Genomic DNA, 23,185 nt, shown 5'->3' on the forward strand with positions numbered 1-23,185 from the left:
GCCGCGGGCGAAGGGGGTGAGGAAAATCATTATTCGGCGGCTTCCGGAAGGGCTTCCGGACCTTCGTCGGGGTCTTCTTCCGCATAGGAAGAAAGTTCGACGTTGAGGCCCAGCGAGCGCATTTCCTTGACGAGCACGTTAAAGCTTTCGGGAATGCCGGCCTCGAAGGTGTCGTCACCCTTGACGATCGCTTCGTAAACCTTGGTGCGGCCGATCACGTCATCGGACTTCACCGTCAGCATTTCCTGCAGCGTGTACGCCGCGCCATAGGCCTGGAGTGCCCAGACCTCCATTTCACCGAAGCGCTGGCCACCGAACTGCGCCTTACCGCCCAGCGGCTGCTGGGTAACAAGCGAGTACGGCCCGATCGAACGCGCGTGGATCTTGTCGTCGACCAAGTGGTGCAGCTTCAGGATATACATATATCCCACCGTCACCTTGCGGTCGAAACGGTCGCCGGTGCGGCCGTCGTAAAGATCGACCTGACCCGAGCGGTCGAGACCGGCGCGCTCCAGCATCGCCGACACGTCGCCTTCGCGCGCGCCGTCGAACACCGGGGTCGCGAACGGCACGCCCACCGACAGATTTCCGGCGAGTTCGACGACTTCATCAGCGCTGCGCGCCTTGATTTCGTCGGCATATTCATCGCCATAGGCCTGAAGCAGCGCTTCGCGAACCGCCTCGGGCGGGGCTCCCGCTTCGGGGTCGGGATTCGCCACGCGCCAATCCTCGAGCGCTGCGGTGATCTGACGGCCGAAACCGCGCGATGCCCAACCGAGGTGCGTTTCGAGAATCTGCCCGACGTTCATGCGCGACGGCACGCCCAGCGGGTTCAGCACGAAATCGACATGCGTGCCGTCTTCGAGGAACGGCATGTCCTCGATCGGCAGGATGCGACTGATGATGCCCTTGTTGCCGTGACGGCCGGCCATCTTGTCGCCCGACTGAAGCTTGCGCTTCACGGCAACGAAGACCTTGACCATCTTGAGCACGCCCGGTGCCAGTTCGTCGCCGCGCTGCAGCTTTTCGACGCGATCTTCATACTTCGCGCTGATCCGCTTGATCGCTTCGTCATACTGCGCCTTGATCGCTTCCAGGGCGGCCTGGGCATTGTCTTCGACAACGGCCAGCTTCCACCAGTCGGCGCGGTCGAGTTCGACGAGCATCTCTTCGGTGACGACGTCGCCCTTCTTCAGGCCCTTCGGCACTGCGCTGGTCGCCTGACCGATGAGCAGTTCCTTGAGGCTGGAGAAGGTCGCACGATTAAGGATCGCGCGTTCGTCGTCGGCGTCCTGCTTCAGACGTTCGATCTCTTCGCGTTCGATCGCGATCGCGCGTTCGTCCTTGTCGATACCGTGACGGTTAAAGACGCGGACTTCGACGACCGTGCCCGACACACCCGGCGGCAGGCGGAGCGAGGTGTCGCGCACGTCGCTGGCCTTTTCACCGAAGATCGCGCGCAGCAGCTTTTCTTCCGGCGTCATCGGCGATTCACCCTTGGGGGTGATCTTGCCGGCCAGAATGTCGCCCGGGCCGACTTCGGCACCGATATAGACAATGCCCGCTTCGTCGAGGTTGCGAAGCGCTTCCTCGCCGACGTTCGGGATGTCGCGCGTGATGTCTTCAGGCCCAAGGCGCGTGTCGCGTGCGGTGACTTCGAATTCCTCGATGTGGATCGAGGTGAAGACGTCGTCCTTCACGATGCGTTCGCTGATGAGGATACTATCCTCATAGTTATAGCCGTTCCACGGCATGAACGCGACGAGCACATTCTTGCCGAGCGCCAGTTCGCCGAGTTCGGTCGACGGACCGTCGGCGATGATATCACCAGCGCGGACGATCTCGCCCACCTTCACCAGCGGACGCTGGTTGATGCAGGTGTTCTGGTTCGAACGCTGGAACTTCTGGAGGCGATAGATATCGACGCCCGACTTGCCGGGTTCGACCATATCGGTCGCACGGATAACGATACGCGTCGCATCGACCTGGTCGATCACGCCGCCGCGGCGCGCCGCGATGGCTGCGCCCGAATCGCGCGCAACGGTTTCTTCCATGCCGGTGCCGACGACCGGAGCCTCGGCCCGGATCAGCGGCACAGCCTGACGCTGCATGTTCGAACCCATGAGCGCGCGGTTGGCGTCATCGTTTTCCAGGAACGGAATCAGCGATGCCGCGACCGAAACGAGCTGCTTAGGCGACACGTCCATCAACGTGATCTGATCGCGCGGGGCCATCAGGAATTCGCCCGCTTCGCGTGCCGAGATCAGCTCGTCGATGAAGCTGCCATCGTCGTTCAGATCGGCGTTCGCCTGCGCAACCGTGTGCTTCTGCTCTTCCATCGCCGACAGATAGACGACCTCATTGGTCACCTTGCCGTCGATGATGCGGCGGTACGGCGTCTCGATGAAGCCGTATTTGTTGACGCGCGCAAAGGTCGCGAGGCTGTTGATCAGACCGATGTTCGGGCCTTCCGGCGTTTCGATCGGGCAGATACGGCCATAGTGCGTCGGGTGAACGTCGCGGACTTCGAAGCCCGCGCGTTCGCGCGTCAGACCGCCCGGCCCGAGCGCCGAAACGCGGCGCTTGTGCGTCACTTCCGACAGCGGGTTGGTCTGGTCCATGAACTGCGAGAGCTGCGACGAGCCGAAGAATTCGCGAACCGCGGCGACGGCCGGCTTCGCGTTGATCAGGTCGTTCGGCATCACGGTCGACACGTCGACCGAGCTCATGCGCTCCTTCACGGCGCGCTCCATGCGGAGCAGGCCGACGCGATACTGGTTTTCCAGCAACTCGCCGACCGAACGGACACGGCGGTTACCGAGGTTGTCGATATCGTCGATTTCGCCCTTGCCGTCCTTCAGGTTCACCAGTTCCTTGACGACGGCGAGGATGTCCTCGCTGCGCAGCGTGGTGACCGTGTCCTCGGCATCGAGGCCAAGGCGCATGTTGAGCTTGACGCGGCCGACGGCCGACAGGTCGTAACGCTCGGGATCGAAGAACAGGCCGCCGAACAGTGCTTCCGCGGTTTCACGCGTCGGCGGTTCGCCGGGGCGCATGACGCGATAGATATCCGAAAGCGCCTGGTCGCGGTCTTCGGCCTTGTCGGCCTTCAGCGTGTTGCGGATCCAGGGACCCGTGTTGTTGTGGTCGATGTCGAGCAGGACGAGCTTGTCGAGACCGGCACCGTCGATCTTTTCCAGATTGTCGGCACTCACTTCGTCGCCGGCTTCGATGTAGATCTCGCCGGTCGCTTCGTTGATTAGGTCATAGGCCGAGTAACGGCCGAAGATTTCCTCGGTCGGGATCAGCAGCGTGTCGAGACCGTCCTTCGCCGCCTTGTTGGCAAGGCGCGGGCTGATCTTGTGGCCGGCGGCGAAGACGACTTCGCCCGTCTTGGCGTCGACGACATCGAACGCGGGCTTCGCGCCGCGCCAGTTTTCAACGACGAACGGTACTTTCCAGCCGTTTTCCGCGCGCTCAAAGACAAGGCGGTCGTAGAAGGTGTTGAGGATTTCCTCACCCGACATGCCCAGCGCGTACAGCAGGCTGGTGACCGGCAGCTTGCGCTTGCGGTCGATACGGACGTTGACGATGTCCTTGGCGTCGAATTCGAAGTCGAGCCACGAACCGCGGTACGGAATGACGCGGGCGGCGAACAGGAACTTGCCCGACGAGTGGGTCTTGCCGCGGTCATGGTCGAAGAGCACACCCGGCGAACGGTGCATCTGCGACACGATAACGCGCTCGGTACCATTGACGAAGAAGGTGCCGTTCTCGGTCATGAGCGGCATGTCGCCCATGTAAACGTCCTGCTCCTTGATATCGAGGACCGAACGGGTGTCGGTTTCGCTGTCGACTTCAAAGACGATCAGGCGCAGCGTGACCTTCATCGGCGCCGCATAGGTGATGCCGCGCTGACGGCATTCCTCGACGTCATACTTGGGCGCTTCAAGTTCGTAGTGAACGAAGTCGAGTTCGGCGGTGCCGGCGAAATCGCGGATCGGAAAAACGCTGCGCAGCGTCTTTTCGAGGCCCGAAACATAGCCGACCGAGGGGTCGGACCGCAGGAATTGTTCGTAGGATTCGCGCTGCACCTCGATCAGGTTGGGCATCTCCACCGCTTCGTGGATATTGCCGAACAGCTTACGGATCCGCTTACTTGCGGTTGCTTCGAGGGCCTTGCCCACCGACTTCGCCTTGGTCGCCATAAGTGATTGTCTCGCCTTGATAAATTAAGTCGCGAACGCGATAGAGACGCAAAAAGGCCGCAAGCAACCGTTGCCGGTTTACCGCAGCTTATTGACGCATCTCGAAATCCCCGCCGACCTATCCGTACAGCCTGCCGCGCAAAGTCAGGCTCTATCTCGGACGATGGGGTGTGACGGCAATATAGGATTTGGGGTGCACAGTGTCAACGGCAGCGCGGCGAAGCGATGGGGGGACCGACGGCACTAAGATAAAGAGCGCACGTTCACTCACCCACTTTCGTCACCCCGGGCCTGACCCGGGGCCCCGCCCTTTGAACCCTCCGGCGCGCTTCGATCTCAATCGGGACCCTGGATCAAGCCCGCGGTGACGATAAGGAGGTGGATGCCTCTGCTCGCCCTCGCCTTAAAAAACACCCTTGAGCAGCGCCGCCGGGTTCCGGCGGAGCGACGCCTCCTCGCCCGCCATATAATGAAAGATGCCCTTCAGCGCCTGCTCGGTCACCGATCGCGTCAGCCCGTCGCGCGTAAGCCCCGCGGAGGCGAACAGCTGATTGCCATTCGAAAGCTGATCGAGTTGGCGATAGGCGCCGACATTCTCGAGCGCCGATCCAATCAGCGGCGACACTTTGGTGAACAGCACATCGCCGGCACTCGTCTGCAGATAGCGCGTCGCGCCGTCATTCTTCGTCACCAGCGCGGGCGCATCGGTCCAGCGCAGATTGTCGATCGCGGCGCGAAACACGGGCTTCGCCTCGCCCGCCGCCTTGCCGCCGGCATCGTTCAGGCTTTTGGTCAAATTGGTCGTGAGCCCTAGCTTGTCGCCCATGCCGAACAGCTTAGAGGCCAACTTGCCGCTCGCTCCAGGCAGCAGGATGCGCACCGCAGTATCGCGATAAAAGGCGCCAGGCTGCGCAAGCTTGTCGAGCGCACCGTCGGACGCGCCCGCGATCAGTCCCTTCACCCCGCTTTTCGGCAGCTTCGCCAAGGCCCAGGGAGCCTGCCCGAGCGCTGCGATTCCGGCGATGCCCGCAAGCAGCATCCGCCGCGCCATCATTGCCTCATCCGCTCCCATGACGTTCCTCCGCTACCCTGCGATCCAGGGCCAAAGCCTAACAGGAAAATGGTCACGGACAAAGCGACTGCCCTATCGTTCGCCTTGCCCCGATGCGGCATCGACCCCTTCCGCGCCCTGCACGGCAATTCCGGCGCGGGCCAGCGCGTCTTCGATCCGTTTCAACCCGACAAGTATCTGCTCCTGCTCCTCATGGGTGAATGCATCGCGATCCTGGTTCATGCGGTCGATCAACCGGACGACAATCAACGGAGCGACCCCAAAGATCGACAGGTGCATCAATCCAAAGGCGAGCGCCCGTCCGCCGACCGTCTGGGGAATGACGTCGCCATAGCCGGTCGACGTCGCGGTCGTACCCGCCCAATACAGGCTGTCTATAAAGGTTCGCCCTTCCAACCCCGCATATAATGCTGCGCTGATCAACAGCATCGCCGAATATATGACGGCCAGTTCCTTCAACGTATCGGTCGCAGCGTGAAGCTTGATCATGTCCCTACCCCCTGATGACGTGCGGGATGAACCGCGCGCGGTTACCGGTGATCAACCCGTCCTCCCTGATCCCCATGCCCGCGGCCTGGCCGTCGACGATCCAGCAGCCAAGCACGGGATAACCGCGGCCGAAATCGCGGAGCGGGTAAAGTTCCTGATACAGCGTCGCACCATCGCTATATGCGCCCATGGTCTTTGCCAGCGTTGCCCCGCGCGCGACGACCTCGATGTTCGAACCTTCGCGCGCCAGAAACGGCTTGGCGACGAAGTCCGGGCCGATATCCTCGCGCCGGACCGACGCCGCCAGCAGATTGGGATGCCCCGGAAACATCGTCCATAATATCTGCAGGATTGCCTTGTTGCTCCAGATCATCTTCCAGATCGGTTCGATCCAGATCGTGTCGGGCAGGTGGCGAACGATGTCGGGGCCATAGGCCTCGTTGACGATCCACTCCCAGGGATAAAGCTTGAAAATCGCGCTGATCAGGCGATCCTCGCGATCGACCACGCGCCCCTGCGCATCGACACCGATATCGTCGATCACCACGGCATGCGTTTCCAGCCCGGCCTGCGCGGCAAGGTCGCGCATATAGGTGGTGGTGATCGTGTCTTCATGCGCGATATCGGCCGTGTGCGTGAACCAGACGCGTTTGCCCGGCAGACGGCCGCCGATCGCGGCCCAGCGGTCGATCAGCTTTTCGTGCAGGCCGTTGAACTGGTCGAGTTCGGGGAAACGGTCTTCCTTCCATTCCCACTGGATGACCGCGGCCTCCAGCATCGAAGTCGGCGTATCGCAGTTGAACTCGAAAAGCTTGGGCTCACCCTTGCCATGATAGCCGAGGTCGAACCGGCCATAGTTCAGCGCCGGGGGTTCGTTTCGCCACGCGTCCCGGATCGCGCGATGGCAATAGGCGGGGATACCGAACAGGTTGAGCAGATCGGGGTCGCCCGCAATCTTTTCGCCCGCCGCAAGGAACAGCCGATAAAGTTCTTCGGCCGCGTCCTCGATCCGCTCGATCTCCTCCAGCGGAAAGCTGTAATAACCGCTCTCGTCCCAATAGGACTGGCCGTCCTCGCTATGCCAGAGCAGGCCCTGGGATTCGACAATGGCGGGCCATCCGTGGCGCGGCGCAATCGCATGCCGATCCACTGTGGCTCAGGACCTTCCGCTTCCGAACGAGCGCGAACTCGATCCCAATCCTCCGCGCGAAACCGCCTGCGATCGTGTCATCCGCGTATCGCTCGGGCTCGGATAATAGGTCGCGCCAGCCTGGGGCGCAAAAGAGCCCTTGTACCGCGCGTCGTCGATCGTATCGCCGTAAAAGGGAATCGCCGATCCCCGCCCGATATAATAATAGCGGACAAAGCTGCCGCCATAGCTGCGATAGCGGCGGTCGTCGCACTGGTCGTCATCGACACGCTGGCCATTCTGGTCGACACAAACCGCGGTATCGCGGTCGGCATAGGCATAGCCGTCGTCCCAGTCGTTGGTCGACGAACAGCCGGACAGGCCCGTCAACGCGGCCGCCATGGCCGTCGTCATGCTCAATTGCTTTTTCATCGCCGCACGCTCCTTTAAGGAACCATGCAGGCGGCCTGAAGCACGCCGAAGCCAAGCCCCATGCCACCGACAAAAATTCCCGACGCGACGCAGGCCTCGGTGATCTTTTGGGAGATCGCCTTGAACAGCAAGCGCGAGATGACGAAGAAAACCGCGAGTTGGACCAGTGCCGCGACCGCGCCCCAGAGCAACATGTCGGGGATACTGACCGAATGGCCGATGACGACCGCCACCGGCACCGCAAATCCCAGGAAAGTTCCGGTAAGCTGCACCGCGGCGGCACTGTTACCTTCGCGAATAAGCGCAAATTCGCGGTGCGGTGTGATCAATACATATAAAGTCAGGAAAGCTACCGCCAGAAGCGCGGCTGCGCCGAAATAGGCCAGAAAATGCGGAACCGTTTCCACGAAATATGAAAACATCGAACTCCCCCTTATTATTCCGGATATACCGGAAATCAGTCATTTGGCAAAAACACCCGCCAACGACGAATGGTCGCAGGCACAGTTATTGGCCGGGTCGCGCAAGTGACTTCACCGAAACTTCAGATTGGCGCGTTGCCGCGTGCCCCTACCCCTGAAATCCCTCTCGCGACTTCCGGCCATGCTTCTGCCGGTCTTTCGGGAACTCCGCAATAGACTTTCAGAAACCTCGGCGGCCGCACAAAACGATCCCTGCAGAAACGGATTAGCCTCGAATTCGATGCTCCCCAGGCTCCCGCCCCTAGGCCGCGCTGCGCAGCCGGTTCCGCCCTTCGCGCTTCGCGACATAAAGCGCCTTGTCCGCACGGTGCAGCAACTCTTCGACGTCGGCCTCGCCATCATAGACCGCCAGCCCGACGCTGATCGTTGCATCCGGCAGGTCGTCTTCGGCGGCGGTTCCGGTCTCGACAGCCTTGCGGACGCGCTCGGCGACGATTTCGGCGGACTGTGCGCTCGATCGCTGGAGGATGCAGACGAATTCCTCGCCGCCGATGCGGCCGACCATATCCTCGTCGCGTAGCGCTGCCCTCGCGCGCTGCGCGACGCGGCGGATCACCTGATCGCCCGTCGCATGGCCATGCGTGTCGTTGATGCGCTTGAAATGGTCGATGTCGAAAATCGCGACCGCAAGCGGCGCACCATGTTCGCGCGCGCCCGCAAGCGCCCTTTCGAGGAATGCCAGCGTGTGGCGGCGATTGGGCAGGCCGGTCAGCATATCCGTATTGGCCACGCGCTCCGCCGCGCTGCGCGCCGCCTCGAGGATCCGGGCATTCTCAACCGTCTCGGTCACGTCCTGGACGGTGCCAAAGATGCCGACCGCCTTGCCGCCGCGGCCGATCTCGATCGACCCGTGCGATTTGACATGCCGGATTTCGCCGTCGGTCCGCAATATCCGCCCTTGAAACTCAAAGGGCTCGCCGGTGCGGACTGCGTCGGCCAGGATTTTCCGGACTGCGCGCCGGTCCTCGGCCACATATTGCCTCACGCTATAATCGACATCGACCGGCGCCCCCGGCTCCAGCCCGTGGACGCGATAGGATTGGTCCGACCAGGTGATCGTCCAGGTAACCAGGTCGACGCGCCAATGCCCGACAAGCGCCGCCGCCTCCGCCTGCAAAAGCCATCGATTGCTCTGTTCGACCCGCTTCGCCAGCCGCTGGCGCCCGATCAGCAGCGACGCGAGGGGCAGCGTCGTGAACAACAGCGTAAGCAGATAGAATTGCAGGAACAGCACGCGGGTCTTCTGCACGCCCTCGATCGCCGCGATCGGCCCATAGCCCTGCCCCGTCAGCAGCGACGCGATGATCGTCACGATCAGCATCCCCGCCGCCGCGCCAAAAGGACCGAGCCGGTACGCTGCGGCGATGACCGCGATGCACGGCAGGAAGGTGATGGGAAATTGCGCCTGCGAAAAGGACAGGATGGTCACCAGCCCCGTGACGGTCAGGATCGCGGCGGCTTCGGCCTTCATCCGCATCGTTGCGTTGGCCATTGCGCTTGTGCCGACCATCCGCGCCAGCATCACAACCGGTGGGGTCACGATCAACATGCCAAGCAGCACCGTCGTCAGCCACGACAGGAAAAAGTCCGTGCCCCTGCCCGTCAGCGCCCACGCAATGGCGGCGCTGACGATGCTGGCGGTCAACGCCGCTATGCAAAAGCTGACGACCGACCGCGGCACCATGAACGACAGTTCGTCCGGTTCGCGGCGGCGCAATATCCACAGCGCGAGCGCCGCCTCGCAGCCGTTGGAAAATGTGAAGGCCAGGCAGGAGGCGAGCGGTGCGCCGCCATAAAGATTGGCGCCCAGGCTTGCCGTCGCCATCCCTGCAAAAGCCGATATCCGCGCCGACGCCGGCATCAGGATCAGCAGCGCCAGAAAATAGCCGCTGGGCGGCCATACTGCGGCGATATTGTCGGCGCCCTTCGTGGCGTGCAGCGACAGGCTCGCAAGCAGGAAATATCCCGTTACGGTCAGCAGGAACCAAAAGACCGCTTCGACTCTGGGGGTCAGCGACTGGGTCATGCGATCAGTTAACCGAAAAGGGAAAAATAAACCGCTAATTTTAATACCCACCCGCGCGGGCGGTCGCGGCCGCGGTCGTCAGCCAACCCCGCCAAAGGTCAGGCCGACAACTTCGGTGACCTTCGCCTCATCCCATTCGATGCGCCGATCGAGGATCAGCATCGCCAGACCGTGGACCAGCGCCCAGGCGTGCAGCGCCGCAGTATCCGGGTCTTCGACGCCGGGAAGCGCCTCGCCTACTCCGGCGCGGAGCAGATTATAGGCGACCTCGCCGCCGTCGTTGCTGCCATCGGGGCAGCGTTCGGGCATCTGGCGCGTGAAGCTCAGGCGGAACAGCGCCGGCTCGTCATGGGCAAAGCGGACATAGGCGATGCCCGTCGCCTTAAAGCCCCCGATCCCACCGCCTGCCTTCAGCCAGGCCTGCGCCTGAAGCGCGCCCAGCCGCCGCAGCCCCTCGTCGGCAAGCGCGTCGAGCAGCGCCTCCTTGTCGGGGAAGTGCCGGTATAGCGCAGTCGCGCTGACCCCGACATCGCGGGCGAGCGCGCGCAGTCCCAGTTCGGCGCTGTCGCCCTCGCCCAGCCGCTTGAGCCCCGCCGCGATCACCGCCGCGCGCAGGTCGCCATGATGATAGGCGCCGGCCACCTTGGCGCCGTCGCTTTTTATGTTGACACTGTTATCTTTGCTTGCCATAATGTTGTCACTGTAAACATTTCGAGTCGTCCGCACAAGCCCTACGCTACGCGACACTTTCGCCAACTTCCGTAAGGAGCAATATCATGGCAAGCAACGTCGAAACCCTGATCCGCGGCGCGGTTGTCAAAGGCATCGGCAAGGTCGCCGACTTCAACCGCAAGCGCCTCCCCCGCCCCACCGACGCGCACCCGTTCCTCACCGGCATCCACAAACCGATGACCGAAGAGGTTACGCTGGAAGGGCTGCGCGTCGAGGGCGAAATTCCCGTTAGCCTGACCGGCCGTTATCTTCGCAACGGGCCGAACCCCGCTGCGGCGCCCGATCCAGCCAGCTATCACTGGTTCACCGGCGTCGGCATGGTCCACGGCATCCGCATCGAGGGCGGCAAGGCCGACTGGTATCGCAACCGCTGGGTCCGCGGCAGCGAAGCCTGCGCCGTGCTCGGCGAAGAACTCCCCCCGGGGCCGCGCGCCGACGGCAACGATGCCCCGAACACCAATGTCGTCGGCCTCGCCGGCCGCACCTTTGCGATCGTCGAAGCGGGCGGCAAACCTGTCGAACTCGGCTATGAGCTGAACACGATTGCACACAACCCGTTCGACGGCACGCTCGCCGGCTCTTACACCGCGCACCCGCATCACGACCCGGTGACCGACGAGATGCACGCGATCACCTATCGCGGCGACGAGCAGAACAAGGTCTGGCACGTCGTTCTCGACAGCCACGCGCAGGTGATCCGCGAGGAAGCGATTGCCGTGAGCGACGGCCCGTCCATTCACGACTGCGCGATCACCGAAAATTATGTGCTCGTCTTCGACCTGCCCGTCACCTTCTCGATGAAGATGCTGCTGTCCGGATATCGCTTCCCCTATGCGTGGAACGACGCGCATCAGGCCCGCGTTGGCCTCCTCCCCAGGAAAGGCAGCGGCGACGACATCATCTGGGTGCCGGTCGAGCCTTGCTATGTCTTCCACCCGGCCAACGCCTATGAAACGGCCGACGGCAAGGTGATCGTCGACGTCGTCGCGCACGAGACGATGTTCGCAAGTTCGAAGCGCGGCCCCGACAGCGAAAAGTCGCGGATGGAGCGCTGGACCATCGATCCGGCAGCCGGCACCACGCGCCGCGCCGTCATCCACGACCACGCGCAGGAATTCCCCCGCTACGACGAACGGTTGACGACAAAGCCCTACCGCTACACATACACCATCGCAATTCCCGACGGAGTGTCAGCCGAGTGGGCGCTGGCAGACACTCGGTTGTTCAAGCATGACCTGGAGAATGGCACGACAGCCATCCACGATTTCGGCCCCGGCCGCCATCCGGGCGAGTTCGTTTTCGTCCCGCGGAGCGAAATCGGCGCTGAAGATGACGGCTGGCTGATCGGGCTGGTCGTGAACATGAACGACGAGACGACCGCGCTCGTGATCCTCAACGCCGATGATTTTAGCGGGTCACCGCAAGCTGTCGTGCATCTGCCGCACCGCGTTCCTCCCGGCTTTCACGGGAACTGGGTCGCGGATTGACGATATCGGGGCGCTTCATCAGCGCCTCGGTCACCCGCAGCGACCTTTCATTGTCGACATCGATCGCCGTCGCCCCGTTGCTCACCAGCAGCGGGGCGATTTCGACGTCCAGACGGCGCGAAATACGCTGAAAGATGTGATGGATCGGACCAAGGCCGAACCTGAAACGAAGCAGGTTGATAAGGCCGAACGCCCGCATCACCCGAAAGGGCTTCTTAACGAACTGTCCGCCACCGCGAAACGCCTCTGCCGCACGCTGTGCATTCGGATGCCCAAGCCAATAGGCGTTGCAGTTCGACACCGCGACGTCCGAAAATTCATAAAAGCGCCGCTGGCCTTCGGGATGAACCGCCAGCACATCCTCACGCCGCGCCAACGCGACCCCGGCATCGGCACCCAGCCGTTCCGCCTCGGATTCGATCTCGGCAATCGTTGCAGGGGTGAGCAGGCAATTGTCGGCCGTCGTGATCAACAGCGGGAAGCGCGCCACCCCGGCGACTGCGAGAACCGAATCCGCCAGATTGTCAGCGGAGGGAACGACGATCAGACGGTCGCCGAGAAGATCGACGACCGGATCGTCCAACTCGGCGAGCAACATCGCGTGATGCGTCGAAACGAACACCTGCCGGGCACTGCTGTCGGCGGCGCTTTCCAGAACATGGGCAATCATGGGCCGCCCCGCGACAGGGACAAGGCATTTGTCGGCGACGCCATGCGCGGTTGCCAGCGCATCGACCGTTCCTGGGCGGCGTCCCGCGAGGATCAGGATCGAACCGCTCACGCGGCACTCCGCTGGGCCGCTGCCGGCGCGATCTGGCGGAGCATGCTTTCGGCTACGATCGTTTCGATCAGCGACGCGTGAGTGAAACCCGCCGCGACGGCGGAGCGCGAGAACAGCTTTTCGGACCAGAGATTGCAGTTGAGATTGACTTCGAGCAGCCGGACATCGCCGGTCGTGTGATCGACGCGGAATTCGAACCGGCCATAGTCGAACGGCCGAAAGACATCGGCCATCCGCTTTGTATATTCGACAATCTGCAAAGCGATCGCCGGGTCGTCGAACCGCTTGATGCTGTATCCGACGTTGCCGACCAGGTCGCGCTTTTCCTGATAGGTGCGAAGCTGGGTTGGATCGGCCTGTTCGAAAATCATCATCGGCAGCATCGCCGGCTCGCCGTCCAAAGTGATCACCGGCACCTCGATGTCGCTGCCGTCGATAAAGGGTTCGACGAGCGCATCATGGTCGAGCGCGTGGATTTCGGCGACCGCCTGCGCAAGTTGCCCCCGGTCATGCGCGTCGCGCACACCCCAGGATGCGGAGCTGTTGTTCGGCTTGATTACCCAGCGCCGCGCCGGCGGGCAGCGCGAAACATCGACTGGAGCGCCGCGGCGAAATAACGCCCAAGGCGCGGTAGGCACGCCGCGCGCCGCCGCCTCCAGCTTGGTCAGATGCTTATCGTCGGACAGGCCGCGCACGATCGGGGAGGCGCCGAGATATGGCAGGCCATGCTGGTTGCAAAGCAGCGGCAGCAGCATTTCGGAATTGAAGAAGCCACCGCGGTTGAGCAACGGAAAGACGAAATCGGCTGCCGGCCGGTCGAACAGCGCGGCATAGCTGTCGGCGACCAGCAAAGCGATGCCAAGCCCTTCCAGCGTCTCGCGCATCTCGCGGTGATAGATCGCGTGATTGCCATCATCGGCGTGCAGTCCGCCGGTCCAGCGCGCATGCTTGGCAATGAAAAGCATCCGCCGAGTTTCGCGCAGATGCGACGGCAGCCGGGTCGGGACGAGATCGGTCGTTTTCATGCGCGGCGTTGACCACGCGAAGGTTGCTCGGGAATGACGTTTTAGTGACCCCACCGACACCAAAGCGCAAAATCCCTGTCACTATTCGCCCAAAGATCACAGAAAGTCGGACCTCTCCAACCATGGAGGAAGCCCTCCCTGCCGCCGTAGGACCGATCGCAAAACCGGTGCCCGACAGCGACGAATGGCATCGGAATCTTCGCTGCGCCGTTCGGCAGAAACGTTTCATCGTGGAAATCGGCATCATCAGGCAGCAAATTTTGCGGGCGGTTCGTTCGACCTTCACTATGATGAAAAATATCGCCCTCTCCCGCCCCGCCACGAGCGCGATTGCCGCGTTCCTGGCCCTCTCCACCCCCGCCGCATTTGCGCAGGAAACGCCGGCCGCGCCGACGGTCACGATGACGCCTCCCGTGGCTGCACCGACCCCGCAGACGCCGCCCACCGTCGCCGAACCGAGCACCACTGCTCCGGTCGCCGCGCCGCAGACTGCACAGCCGCCGGCGCCGAAGCCTGTCATCCGGGTTCCGCTGGACATTGCCCCCGCGGAGACCGCACCAGCGCCGAAGGCCGCCGAACGCGCCGCCGCTCCGCCCCGGGCCGAACGCGCGACGCCGCGGGCCGAACGCGCGACGCCGCGGGCTCGTGCCGCTACGGCCGCACCGGCCTCAGTACCTGTAGAGGCTACACCGGTCGCCGACGTCGCACCGGCCGAAGATTTCGCACCGATTGCCGCACCGATGACGACGGCACCCGAACCAGTTGCCGAGGCCGCGCCGCTGCCCGCAGAAAAGGCTGCTCCGGCCGGCAATGATTTCCCTTGGGAACTCGCTGGCGGTGCTGCTGCCCTGCTGATCGTCGGCGGCATGGGCTTGGCTTTCGCCCGCCGCCGCCGCGTCGAACGCGAATATGTCGAAGACGACTATGCGCCAATTGCGGCCGAACCGGTCGTTGCAGCGCCCGCCATGGCCGCCCGAACTGATGCAGGCGAGACCCAACAGTGGGTCACCCCGGCCTATGCGCCCCGCGAGCGGGTCGAAACGCCCGCTAGCGTCCCCGCCTTTGCCGCTGCACCCAGCGGCAGCATGGGGCGTCACGAAGCGATGGCAATGGCGGGTCCGACCGAGGACAATCCCTTCGCCACGCTCAGCAAGCGTCTGAAGCGCGCACGCTTCCTCGATCGCCAGGAACGTGTGGCCTATGACGACACGCTCGCCGCGCAGAAGGATATGACCCGCAAGCCGGTCAGCGCCTGGGAAATCGCCCAGCGCCCTGCGCCGACGATGCAGGAGCAGGAGGTACGCCGCCCGGAGCCCGCGCGTGTCCGCACCTCCACCAGCTTCCGTCCGGGCTATTCCAAGAGCTAAGCCCGACAAACCGCGGTGGTCCCCTCACCGCACAGCAAAAAGGGCGGTGCCTTGCGGCACCGCCCTTTTTCTTTTCGCTGGAACCCGGCCGGACAGGCCGGCCGGAACCCACCGAACCGAATTACTTCAGTTCGACGGTCGCGCCGGCGGCGAGCAGCTTCGCCTTCAGCTCTTCAGCTTCAGCCTTGCTGGCGCCTTCCTTGACGGCCTTCGGTGCGCCTTCGACGAGCGCCTTGGCTTCGCCCAGGCCCAGGCCGGTGATCGCACGGACTTCCTTAATCACGTTGATCTTGTTGCCGCCGTCACCGGTCAGGATGACGTCGAATTCGGTCTGCTCTTCAGCAGCCGGGCCAGCAGCGGCAGCGGCCGGAGCGGCAGCAACAGCAGCGGCAGCCGAAACGCCCCACTTTTCTTCGAGCAGCTTCGAAAGTTCAGCAGCTTCCAGAACGGTCAGCGCCGACAGGTCTTCAACGATCTTTGCGAGATCAGCCATGTTCATTCTCCATCAGAACCGGGAAATCCCGGCAGTAAGTTTCAAGGTTAGTTCGAAATCACGCTGCTTCTTTGGCGGCATATGCGCCAAAAACCCGCGCCAACTGGCCCGCCGGGGCTGCGGCAATCTGCGCAACCTTGGTGGCCGGAGCCTGCACCAGACCGATGATCTTGGCGCGGAGCTCGTCGAGCGAGGGAAGCGAAGCAAGCGCTTTGACGCCATCTACGTCGAGGACCACGTCGCCCATGCCGCCACCAACGATTTCAAGCTTGTCGTTGGTCTTGGCAAATTCCACGGCGATCTTCGCAGCCGAGACCGGATCGGTCGAGGTCGCGAGGGCCGTGGGACCGGTCAGCAGTTCGCCGATACCGGTGTAGGACGTGCCATCGAGCGCGATTTTGGCAAGACGGTTCTTCGTGACGCGAAAGTCGGCCCCTGCATCGCGCATTTGCTGGCGCAGCACCGTCGACTGAGCGACGGTCATGCCGAGGTTGCGGACGACCACAACCGAGGCAGCTGATGCCAGCGTAGCGTTCAGCGAGGATACGGCTTCGGCCTTTTCCGTACGATCCATGCCTATACTCCACTCATCTGCCCGGATGCGTGAGGCGCCGAAACGCACACGCCGCCGGGCGGCTAACACACGCAAATGCCGACGCGAGCCAAGGCTCACCTGCATTTGCGCAACGATGTCCGATGGGGTCGGTCAAGACGCGTCGCCTGAAAACAGGCGGGCGACCGAAAAAGACTGTTCCCCGTCTCGGCTGGAAATTAAGAAGGGCAAATCCCCTTCACCAACTGTCTCGGACGGAATTGCCAAGGCCGAGGCCCGGACAACACGGGGGCGCTAATAGCGTCGACAGGCGCGGAGTCAAGGCCGATCCACGATTTCCGTCGTGTTTCCCCGCTTGGCGCAGCCGCTTATGATCGACTAAAGGCCCCGTCCATGATCCGTATCCGACAATCGACACCCGCCGATGGCGAACGCGCCGTTCAGATCTGGTGCGACGCCGTTGATGCGACGCACGACTTTCTGACTGTCGGCGATCGCGCCGCGATAGAAACCGAAGTCCGCTCCTTCCTGCCCGCAGCCCCGCTCTGGCTAGCGGTGGACACCGACGACCAGCCGGTGGGCTTCATGCTGCTCGACGGATCGAGCATGGAAGCGCTGTTCATCGATCCGGCCCATCGCGGCACCGGGGTCGGGCGGGCGCTGGTCGCGCATGCGCTGGAGCGCCACTCGGTGCTCACGACCGAAGTGAATGAGCAGAATGGCCAGGCCGTCGGCTTTTACGAGCGATTGGGCTTCGTGCCCGTCGGCCGATCGGAACTCGACGGCCAGGGCCGTGCCTATCCCCTGATCCACCTGCGCTTCGGTTCGCAAATCTGACCAAAAGCGCAGGCGCGCGGCGGAAGTTGTAGAAAGTGCCGCGCAACGCGACATCGGCCTCTTGCAAACTTCGCTATACGATATATCTTAGACGCATCTAGAATCACTCTAAGGAATGAAATGATGATTTTTCACGTAAGAATGGATGGCCGCGGTTGCGGCGGACGGCACGCGATGCATCGCGGTGGTCGCGGGTTCGGACATGGCTTTGGCCACGGTTTCGGCGGTGGCCGTCGCGGCGGCGGCGGCCGAGGCGAGCGCGGTGAACGCCGGCGGATGTTCGACGGCGGCGAGCTGCGGCTCGTACTGCTCAAGCTGATCGCCGACGAACCACGCCACGGCTACGACCTGATCCGCCACATAGAGGAATTGACCAGCGGCAGCTATGCGCCGAGCCCCGGGGTTATCTATCCGACCCTGACGATGCTCGACGACATGGGCCTGATCGAAGCGCAGCAGAGCGACAGCGCGAAAAAGCTGTTCGCGATCACCGCCGCCGGCCGTACCGAACTCGAATCCAATAGCGAGATCGTCGAGGCCGCTCTCGCCCGCCTGACCGCGGTAGGCGAAGAAACGCAGCGCACGGACTCGGCGTCGGTCCGCCGCGCGATGGGCAATCTGCGGCAGGTTCTGATGAACCGGCTAGGCGACCGCGATCTCGATGGTGACACACTGCACGATATCGTCGCGCTGATCGACGAGGCCGCGCAAAAGATCGAGCGCCTGTGATGGTGAGCGTGATCGCAAATACGCCCACGGCGCACGCGAGCAAATATCTCCAGCAGCTCTGCAAACACTGGCAGCATAACCTCGCCGTCGAGTTCACCCCCGAACATGGCACCGTGACCTTCCCCAAGGATGCGCGTGGCGCCACCTGGGCAGGCGACGCGCTCGTGACATTCGACGCGGGCACCGACGCATTGTCGGTCCGCATCGACGCCAGCAGCGACGAGCATGTCGAGGCGATGAAGGGCGTCGTCGCACGACACCTCGACCGCTTCGCCTTTCGCGAAGCGCCGTTGGCATTCGATTGGCAGGCGGCCTGAGGCCCCCTCCCATCGTCATGGCGGCGATGCGCTGTCGGCCAGCTCACGGCCAAATATCGTTTTTCGATAATATCGATTGACGATAAGCTTCGGACGCCATATATCGTTTTTCGATAATCAATCTATCGGAGAACGATATGCCTACCAATCATTCGACCTTGCTGGGCGTAACCCGCGGCCTGCTCTGGCTGATGCTGGCGCTGGTCGCGGTCGCCCTTTTGGTCATCGTCGCGTCAAGCGGCGCGCTGGTCGTGATGTGGCCCGACATCGCGGCAGAGGCGAAGAACAACAGCGTCTTCATCGACGTCGACACGATGCGCCCGCAACTCTTTGCGCTATTCGGAATCCTCGCAGCCATACTTGCGGCCGCCGTCTACATTCTGCGTCAACTACAGGCACTCGTTACGAGCGCGGCGGGCGACCCCTTCATTCCTACCAACGCCCTCCGCCTTCGCCGCATCGGCTGGGCGCTCGTCGCAACGCAGCTTCTCGCCTTCCCGCTCGGCTGGGTGGCCAGCAACATCGCGGTATCGACCAGCACGTTCGCCAACATGGGCGGCCTCGACCTGCAGGGCCTCCTCGCGATCCTGCTCGCCTTCGTCCTTGCAGCGGTCTTTGAACGCGGCGCGGCGATGCGCGACGAGTTGGAAGGGACCGTCTGATGGCGATCGTCGTAAAGCTGGACGACCTGCTTCACGCAAAGCGGATGACGCTGACCGACCTCTCCGACCGCATCGGCATCACGCTCGCCAATCTGTCGATCCTCAAGACCGGCAAGGCAAAGGCGATCCGTTTCTCGACGCTCGAGGCGATCTGCACCGAGCTGGAATGCCAGCCCGGCGACTTGCTGGCCTTCGAAGCCGATAGCTGAAAACAGCGCGGCGTAAAACTCGGCCCCGCTCCGCCTCCCCGGTCGGAGCGAGGCCTTTTTTTCGTTGCGCGGCCGGTCAGCCGACGACGGCGTTCCGGCGGGCGTAGAGGAAATAGACGCCGAGCCCGCCAACGTTCCAGACCAGGAACCAGAGCTGGGTCTGCATCGGCAGGCTGAAGAAAAGATAGATGCAGCCGAGCACCGCGATCCCACCGACCACCCACGGCAAGGGCGTGCGGAAAGTGCGCGGCGCATCGGGTGCGCGGCGACGCATGATCAGCATGCAGATCGACACCGCCGTGAACGCCGCCAGCGTTCCGGCGTTGGCAAGCGCCGCGAGTTCGCCGAGTGGGATGAAGCCCGCAAGCACCGCGACGACCAGCGCGGTAAAGATGGTGATCCGCACCGGCGTCCCGCGCGATGACAGCTTGGCAAGGCTCGCGGGCAACAACCCGTCACGCGCCATGGTGAAGAAGATGCGGCTCTGGCCATAGAAGAATGCGAGGATCACCGTCGGCAGCGCGATGATCGCCGATACAGCAAGATATTGCGCCGCAAGCGGGCTGCCGAGTTCGCGCAGGATCAGCGCCAGCGGCTCGGGGCTGTTGGCGAAGCGGGTGTAAGCGACCGCCCCGACCGCCGCGACGGCAACCCCGATATAGATAACGACGCACGCGAACATCGACCCGACAATCCCGATCTTCAGGTCGCGGTCGGGGTTCTTCGCCTCCTCGGCCGCGGTCGCAATCGCATCGAAGCCATAAAAGGCGAAAAAGATGATCGCCGCTGCCGCCATCACGCCGCGCTCGACGCCGTCGGGCCCGATATGCTTGGGGAAGCCATAGGGGCTGAAGGGTTCGAGATTGGCGGCGTTGAAAGCGGGAAGCGCAACCGCGACGAACACGACCAGCGCAACGATCTTCACCAGCACAAGGACCGCATTGAGCGTGGCACTTTCACGCGTACCGACGAGCAACAGGCCCGCGACGACGGCGATGATGGCGATCGCCGGAAGGTTGACGATGCCGCCCAGTTCCGGCCCCTGCATCAATGCCATCGGGAAGCCCGCCCAGGCTTCCAGCAAGGGCGCGGCGTAGCCAGACCAGCCGACCGCGACCGCGCTGACCACCAGCGAATATTCGAGGATCAGGCTCCACCCGACGATCCACGCGAGCAACTCGCCGATCACGACATAGCTATAGGTATAGGCGCTGCCCGAGGCTGGGATCATCGTCGCCATTTCGGCATAGGCGAGTGCGGCGCAGGCGCAGATCAGGCCCGCAATGCCGAAGGAGAGGATGACCGCGGGGCCCGCCTTGTCGGCGCCGACACCGATCAGCGTGAGGATGCCGGTTCCGACGATCGCCCCGACGCCAAGCGCAATCAGGTGCGGCCAGCCGAGCGTCCGCGCGAGTGCCTGCTCACCCTCCCGCCGTTCCGGAACGATCGGTTTGCGGCGAAACAGGCTGTCGGTCATGCGGTGAGGCTCCCTAGGATATTATGCTGTGCTTGCCGCTGCTTGTAAGGTCGCGGCTCGGCAGCGCAAGTCGCGCAGTCGGAGAAATGGACGGCCAGTTTGGGGTGGGGAGCTGTCGTTGCCCTCTTTGGACATCGCCCGGCTGGATCCGGGATCGGATCGGCGCAAGGGTCGCGCAATATTTCAAAGTTCAGGGAAGTTCAGTCCTATGAGCGCCCCGATTTGCAAGTCGCGGGGTGCTGGATGTGCGCGGCACGTCCGATAGTGGTCGTACCCGCAATTAGGGCAGCGACTGCTTTTTTGTTCACCGAATGAAAGAGCCGGGTGAAGGCTGGCACGGCCGGATAATGTAGGAAAGACATATTTGAAGGCGATGTCTGTTTTGGGGTGGTGAGCGGACGTTTGCTACTATGTTGCACCCCGGCGAAGGCCGGGGCCCACGGCTTTAGAAAGCCGAGCTGTGCGGATTGCCGCCCTGGACCCCGGCCTTCGCCGGGGCACATATTACCGTCGTGAGTTTCCGGTCGTTTCTTCGCTCTCGTCATCCCGGGCTTGACCCGGGATCCCGCTTTTCTTGCGCATCGACCGGCCACCGCATCAAGCGGGACCTCGGATCAAGTCCGGGGTGACGATATGGAGAGGGTCGCAATCGGTCGACGGCCGTCCTTGCCAGCGTTCAGACCAGCGCCTCGATCGCCTCGGCGAGTTTCGCGTCGCGCTCCGACAATCCGTCGGCATCGTGCGTCGTCAGCAAAATATCGACGCGATTATAGACGTTCGACCATTCGGGATGATGGTCCATCTTTTCGGCGATGATCGCCACGCTCGCCATAAAGCCGAACGCCTGCGCGAAATCATCGAATTTGAACTGGCGGGTGATCGCGTCGCGCACCGGTTCGTGGGCCCATTCGGGAAAACGGGCGAGCAGCGCGGTGCGGGCGTCTTCGTCGAGTTTCTGGACCATGTCTTATCTCCCGCTGGTCAATGTGTCGCGCTCGCCATAAGGAAGGGCGCGATGAGCGACAAGCCTGCCCTTCCCGATTTGCCCGCCGGCTGGACCGGCGGCCCGCCCGACGCCGATGCGCTGTTCGCAATGGCCGAGGCAGCGCTGGCAACGATGCCGGCGGTCTTTGCGCCACATATCGAGGATGTGGTGATTTCGATCGAGGAATTTGCCGACGACGAGATGCTGGCCTCGCTCGATATCGAGCATCCCTATGACCTCACCGGCCTGTACGAGGGCCGCCCGCTGACCGAGCGCAGCATCGGCGAAAGCGGCGGCATGCCCGATCGCGTCACCCTCTATCGCATCCCGATCCTCGTCGAATGGATCGAGACCGGCGAGCGGCTCGACACGCTGGTGCGCCATGTGCTGATCCACGAGATCGGGCATCATTTCGGCTATTCGGACGACGATATGCACGCGCTGGAAGATATGGCGTGACCGAATTGCTGCGGCTGGACAGCGTGGCGTGCATTCGCGGCGACCGGCTGCTGTTCGAGAATTTGTCGCTGGTGCTGAAGCGCGGCGACGCGCTGTGGCTGCGCGGCCCCAATGGCGCGGGCAAGTCGAGCCTGATCCGCCTTGCCGCCGGACTGCTGCGCCCAGCGGCGGGGACCGTCCTGCGCCGCGAACGCGTCGCGCTGATCGACGAGGCGGCGGCGCTCGACGCCGAACTGCCGCTCCGCCGCGCACTCGATTTCTGGGCGCGGGTCGATACCGTAGACGGCCATAGCGTCGACCGCGCGATGGACGAAATGGCGCTGGTGCCGCTCGCCGAGGTACCGGTTGCAATGCTGTCGACCGGTCAGCGCAAGCGCGCCGCAATGGTACGCGTCATCGCCAGCGGCGCACCGATCTGGCTGCTCGACGAACCCGCGAACGGCATGGATGACGCGGCGCAGGCCCGGCTTGTCGCGGCGCTAGCAAAACACCGCGCGAATGGCGGCGCCGTTCTCCTCGCGTCGCATTTCGCGCTCGGGGTACCGGACCTCATCGAACTCGATATGGGGGCGCTCGCATGACCGCGCTTATTGCCCTTTTCTGGCGCGACCTCAGGCGCGCTTGGGGCAGCGGGGCGCTGTGGTTGCCAGTACTCTTCTTCCTGCTCGTCGCGACCGCCTTCCCGTTCGCCGTGGGTCCCGACGCACCGTTGCTGCGCCGCGCCGGTGGCGGGATGGTGTGGGTCGCCGCGCTGCTCGCGGCGCTCCTGCCGATCGACCGGCTGATCCGCCCTGACAAGGATATGGGCGTCCTCGACCAGCTTGCGGTGCGCGGTTTTGCCGACGAGGTGATCGCAGCCGTGAAAATTGTCGCGCACGCGATCGGTTTCGGCTTGCCGCTCATGATCGCCCTCTTCCCTGCCTCGGCTCTGCTGGCGCAAGACGCGTCGCGTGTCGCACTGCTTGCGACGGGGATCGCAATCGCCATTCCGGCGCTCGCGTCGCTTGCCGTCCTGAGCGCCTCGTTGACCGCGAACCACAAGGGCGGCAGCGCGATCGGCGGCCTGCTGGTCCTTCCCCTCGCGGTGCCGATGCTGATTTTCGGCGCCGGCATGCTGGACCCGTCGGGGCGCGGTGCGGTGAAGCTGCTGGCGGCGACGAGCCTGCTGCTGACGGTCATCGGGCCGTTTGCCGCGGGAGCGGCGCTGCGGGGTCTTCGCGAATGATACGCCAGT

At 63.4% G+C, this 23,185-nt stretch carries 24 protein-coding genes; 10 read left to right on the forward strand and 14 right to left on the reverse strand.

Annotated features, from left to right (window positions below):
* Positions 1 to 29 precede the first annotated feature (29 nt).
* The 8 genes from rpoB to SC1_RS12560 form a co-directional block, all read right to left on the reverse strand.
* A complete protein-coding gene (rpoB, locus tag SC1_RS12525; RefSeq protein ID WP_062182104.1) occupies positions 30 to 4,208 on the reverse strand; it encodes a DNA-directed RNA polymerase subunit beta in 4,179 nt (1,392 codons plus the stop codon).
* A gap of 403 nt (positions 4,209 to 4,611) precedes the next feature.
* Positions 4,612 to 5,280, reverse strand: a complete 669-nt coding sequence (locus tag SC1_RS12530) for a DUF4197 domain-containing protein (protein WP_238586676.1) — start codon at positions 5,278 to 5,280, stop codon at positions 4,612 to 4,614.
* Between the two features lie 72 nt (positions 5,281 to 5,352).
* Positions 5,353 to 5,769, reverse strand: coding sequence for a potassium channel family protein (locus tag SC1_RS12535; protein WP_062182110.1), 417 nt, complete (start codon positions 5,767 to 5,769; stop codon positions 5,353 to 5,355).
* A gap of 4 nt (positions 5,770 to 5,773) precedes the next feature.
* Complete coding sequence (locus SC1_RS12540; protein WP_062182113.1) at positions 5,774 to 6,919, reverse strand: glutathionylspermidine synthase family protein; 1,146 nt, start codon at positions 6,917 to 6,919, stop codon at positions 5,774 to 5,776.
* A gap of 6 nt (positions 6,920 to 6,925) precedes the next feature.
* Positions 6,926 to 7,330, reverse strand: a complete 405-nt coding sequence (locus tag SC1_RS12545) for a hypothetical protein (RefSeq protein ID WP_083435820.1) — start codon at positions 7,328 to 7,330, stop codon at positions 6,926 to 6,928.
* 14 nt (positions 7,331 to 7,344) lie between these two features.
* Positions 7,345 to 7,752, reverse strand: coding sequence for a DUF350 domain-containing protein (locus SC1_RS12550; protein WP_062182119.1), 408 nt, complete (start codon positions 7,750 to 7,752; stop codon positions 7,345 to 7,347).
* Positions 7,753 to 8,053: 301 nt separating this feature from the next.
* A complete protein-coding gene (locus SC1_RS12555; RefSeq protein ID WP_062182122.1) occupies positions 8,054 to 9,838 on the reverse strand; it encodes a sensor domain-containing diguanylate cyclase in 1,785 nt (594 codons plus the stop codon).
* 78 nt (positions 9,839 to 9,916) lie between these two features.
* Positions 9,917 to 10,528, reverse strand: coding sequence for a TetR/AcrR family transcriptional regulator (locus SC1_RS12560; RefSeq protein WP_062182124.1), 612 nt, complete (start codon positions 10,526 to 10,528; stop codon positions 9,917 to 9,919).
* Between the two features lie 86 nt (positions 10,529 to 10,614).
* Between SC1_RS12560 and SC1_RS12565 the strand changes: the two genes are divergently transcribed.
* On the forward strand, positions 10,615 to 12,057 hold the full coding sequence (locus SC1_RS12565; RefSeq protein ID WP_062182128.1) for a carotenoid oxygenase family protein: 1,443 nt from the start codon (positions 10,615 to 10,617) through the stop codon (positions 12,055 to 12,057).
* On the opposite strand, the gene SC1_RS12570 is transcribed toward SC1_RS12565, so the two are convergent.
* Together SC1_RS12570 and SC1_RS12575 are read right to left on the reverse strand one after the other, a co-directional pair.
* Positions 11,978 to 12,838 carry an NTP transferase domain-containing protein gene (locus SC1_RS12570; protein WP_083435821.1) on the reverse strand — a complete coding sequence of 287 codons (861 nt, stop codon included), beginning with the start codon at positions 12,836 to 12,838 and terminating at the stop codon, positions 11,978 to 11,980. The genes SC1_RS12565 and SC1_RS12570 overlap by 80 nt on opposite strands.
* Entirely contained in the window at positions 12,835 to 13,863 is a 1,029-nt protein-coding gene (locus tag SC1_RS12575) for a phosphoribosylglycinamide synthetase (protein ID WP_062182131.1), read from the reverse strand. The genes SC1_RS12570 and SC1_RS12575 overlap by 4 nt, the downstream gene beginning before the upstream one ends.
* A 290-nt stretch (positions 13,864 to 14,153) precedes the next feature.
* Between SC1_RS12575 and SC1_RS12580 the strand changes: the two genes are divergently transcribed.
* Entirely contained in the window at positions 14,154 to 15,230 is a 1,077-nt protein-coding gene (locus tag SC1_RS12580; RefSeq protein ID WP_193749168.1) for a hypothetical protein, read from the forward strand.
* 121 nt (positions 15,231 to 15,351) lie between these two features.
* Here the strand turns inward: SC1_RS12580 and rplL are convergent, their stop codons facing one another.
* Both rplL and rplJ read right to left on the reverse strand, forming a co-directional pair.
* Positions 15,352 to 15,723, reverse strand: a complete 372-nt coding sequence (gene rplL / locus SC1_RS12585; protein WP_062182138.1) for a 50S ribosomal protein L7/L12 — start codon at positions 15,721 to 15,723, stop codon at positions 15,352 to 15,354.
* A gap of 58 nt (positions 15,724 to 15,781) precedes the next feature.
* Positions 15,782 to 16,297 carry a 50S ribosomal protein L10 gene (rplJ, locus tag SC1_RS12590; protein ID WP_062182141.1) on the reverse strand — a complete coding sequence of 172 codons (516 nt, stop codon included), beginning with the start codon at positions 16,295 to 16,297 and terminating at the stop codon, positions 15,782 to 15,784.
* 372 nt (positions 16,298 to 16,669) lie between these two features.
* On the opposite strand from rplJ, the gene SC1_RS12595 reads away from it, so the two are divergent.
* The 5 genes from SC1_RS12595 to SC1_RS12615 all read left to right on the forward strand — a co-directional run bounded on the left by SC1_RS12595 (position 16,670) and on the right by SC1_RS12615 (position 19,030).
* Positions 16,670 to 17,113 carry an acetyltransferase gene (locus tag SC1_RS12595; protein WP_062182144.1) on the forward strand — a complete coding sequence of 148 codons (444 nt, stop codon included), beginning with the start codon at positions 16,670 to 16,672 and terminating at the stop codon, positions 17,111 to 17,113.
* Positions 17,114 to 17,233: 120 nt separating this feature from the next.
* Positions 17,234 to 17,842, forward strand: coding sequence for a PadR family transcriptional regulator (locus tag SC1_RS12600; protein WP_083435822.1), 609 nt, complete (start codon positions 17,234 to 17,236; stop codon positions 17,840 to 17,842).
* Positions 17,842 to 18,159, forward strand: coding sequence for a DUF2218 domain-containing protein (locus SC1_RS12605; protein WP_062182147.1), 318 nt, complete (start codon positions 17,842 to 17,844; stop codon positions 18,157 to 18,159). The genes SC1_RS12600 and SC1_RS12605 overlap by 1 nt, the downstream gene beginning before the upstream one ends.
* Before the next feature lie 137 nt (positions 18,160 to 18,296).
* Positions 18,297 to 18,821, forward strand: coding sequence for a DUF2975 domain-containing protein (locus tag SC1_RS12610; protein WP_062182151.1), 525 nt, complete (start codon positions 18,297 to 18,299; stop codon positions 18,819 to 18,821).
* Positions 18,821 to 19,030, forward strand: a complete 210-nt coding sequence (locus tag SC1_RS12615) for a helix-turn-helix transcriptional regulator (RefSeq protein WP_062182154.1) — start codon at positions 18,821 to 18,823, stop codon at positions 19,028 to 19,030. Before SC1_RS12610 ends, SC1_RS12615 begins: the two co-directional genes overlap by 1 nt.
* Positions 19,031 to 19,106: 76 nt before the next feature.
* Here the strand turns inward: SC1_RS12615 and SC1_RS12620 are convergent, their stop codons facing one another.
* On the reverse strand, positions 19,107 to 20,507 hold the full coding sequence (locus tag SC1_RS12620; RefSeq protein WP_062182157.1) for an amino acid permease: 1,401 nt from the start codon (positions 20,505 to 20,507) through the stop codon (positions 19,107 to 19,109).
* A 676-nt stretch (positions 20,508 to 21,183) separates the two neighbouring features.
* Positions 21,184 to 21,471 (reverse strand): 4a-hydroxytetrahydrobiopterin dehydratase, encoded by a 288-nt coding sequence (locus SC1_RS12625; RefSeq protein ID WP_062182160.1) that lies wholly within the window; start codon positions 21,469 to 21,471, stop codon positions 21,184 to 21,186.
* 51 nt (positions 21,472 to 21,522) lie between these two features.
* On the opposite strand from SC1_RS12625, the gene SC1_RS12630 reads away from it, so the two are divergent.
* From SC1_RS12630 to SC1_RS12640, 3 genes are read left to right on the forward strand one after another with little or no spacing between them, the layout of a single operon-like run.
* Positions 21,523 to 21,951, forward strand: coding sequence for a metallopeptidase family protein (locus SC1_RS12630; protein WP_062182163.1), 429 nt, complete (start codon positions 21,523 to 21,525; stop codon positions 21,949 to 21,951).
* Positions 21,948 to 22,532, forward strand: a complete 585-nt coding sequence (ccmA, locus tag SC1_RS12635) for a heme ABC exporter ATP-binding protein CcmA (protein WP_062182166.1) — start codon at positions 21,948 to 21,950, stop codon at positions 22,530 to 22,532. Before SC1_RS12630 ends, ccmA begins: the two co-directional genes overlap by 4 nt.
* Positions 22,529 to 23,176 (forward strand): heme exporter protein CcmB, encoded by a 648-nt coding sequence (locus tag SC1_RS12640; RefSeq protein WP_062182169.1) that lies wholly within the window; start codon positions 22,529 to 22,531, stop codon positions 23,174 to 23,176. Before ccmA ends, SC1_RS12640 begins: the two co-directional genes overlap by 4 nt.
* Positions 23,177 to 23,185 lie beyond the last annotated feature (9 nt).

The organism is Sphingopyxis sp. C-1 (assembly GCF_001047015.1).
GTDB lineage: Bacteria > Pseudomonadota > Alphaproteobacteria > Sphingomonadales > Sphingomonadaceae > Sphingopyxis.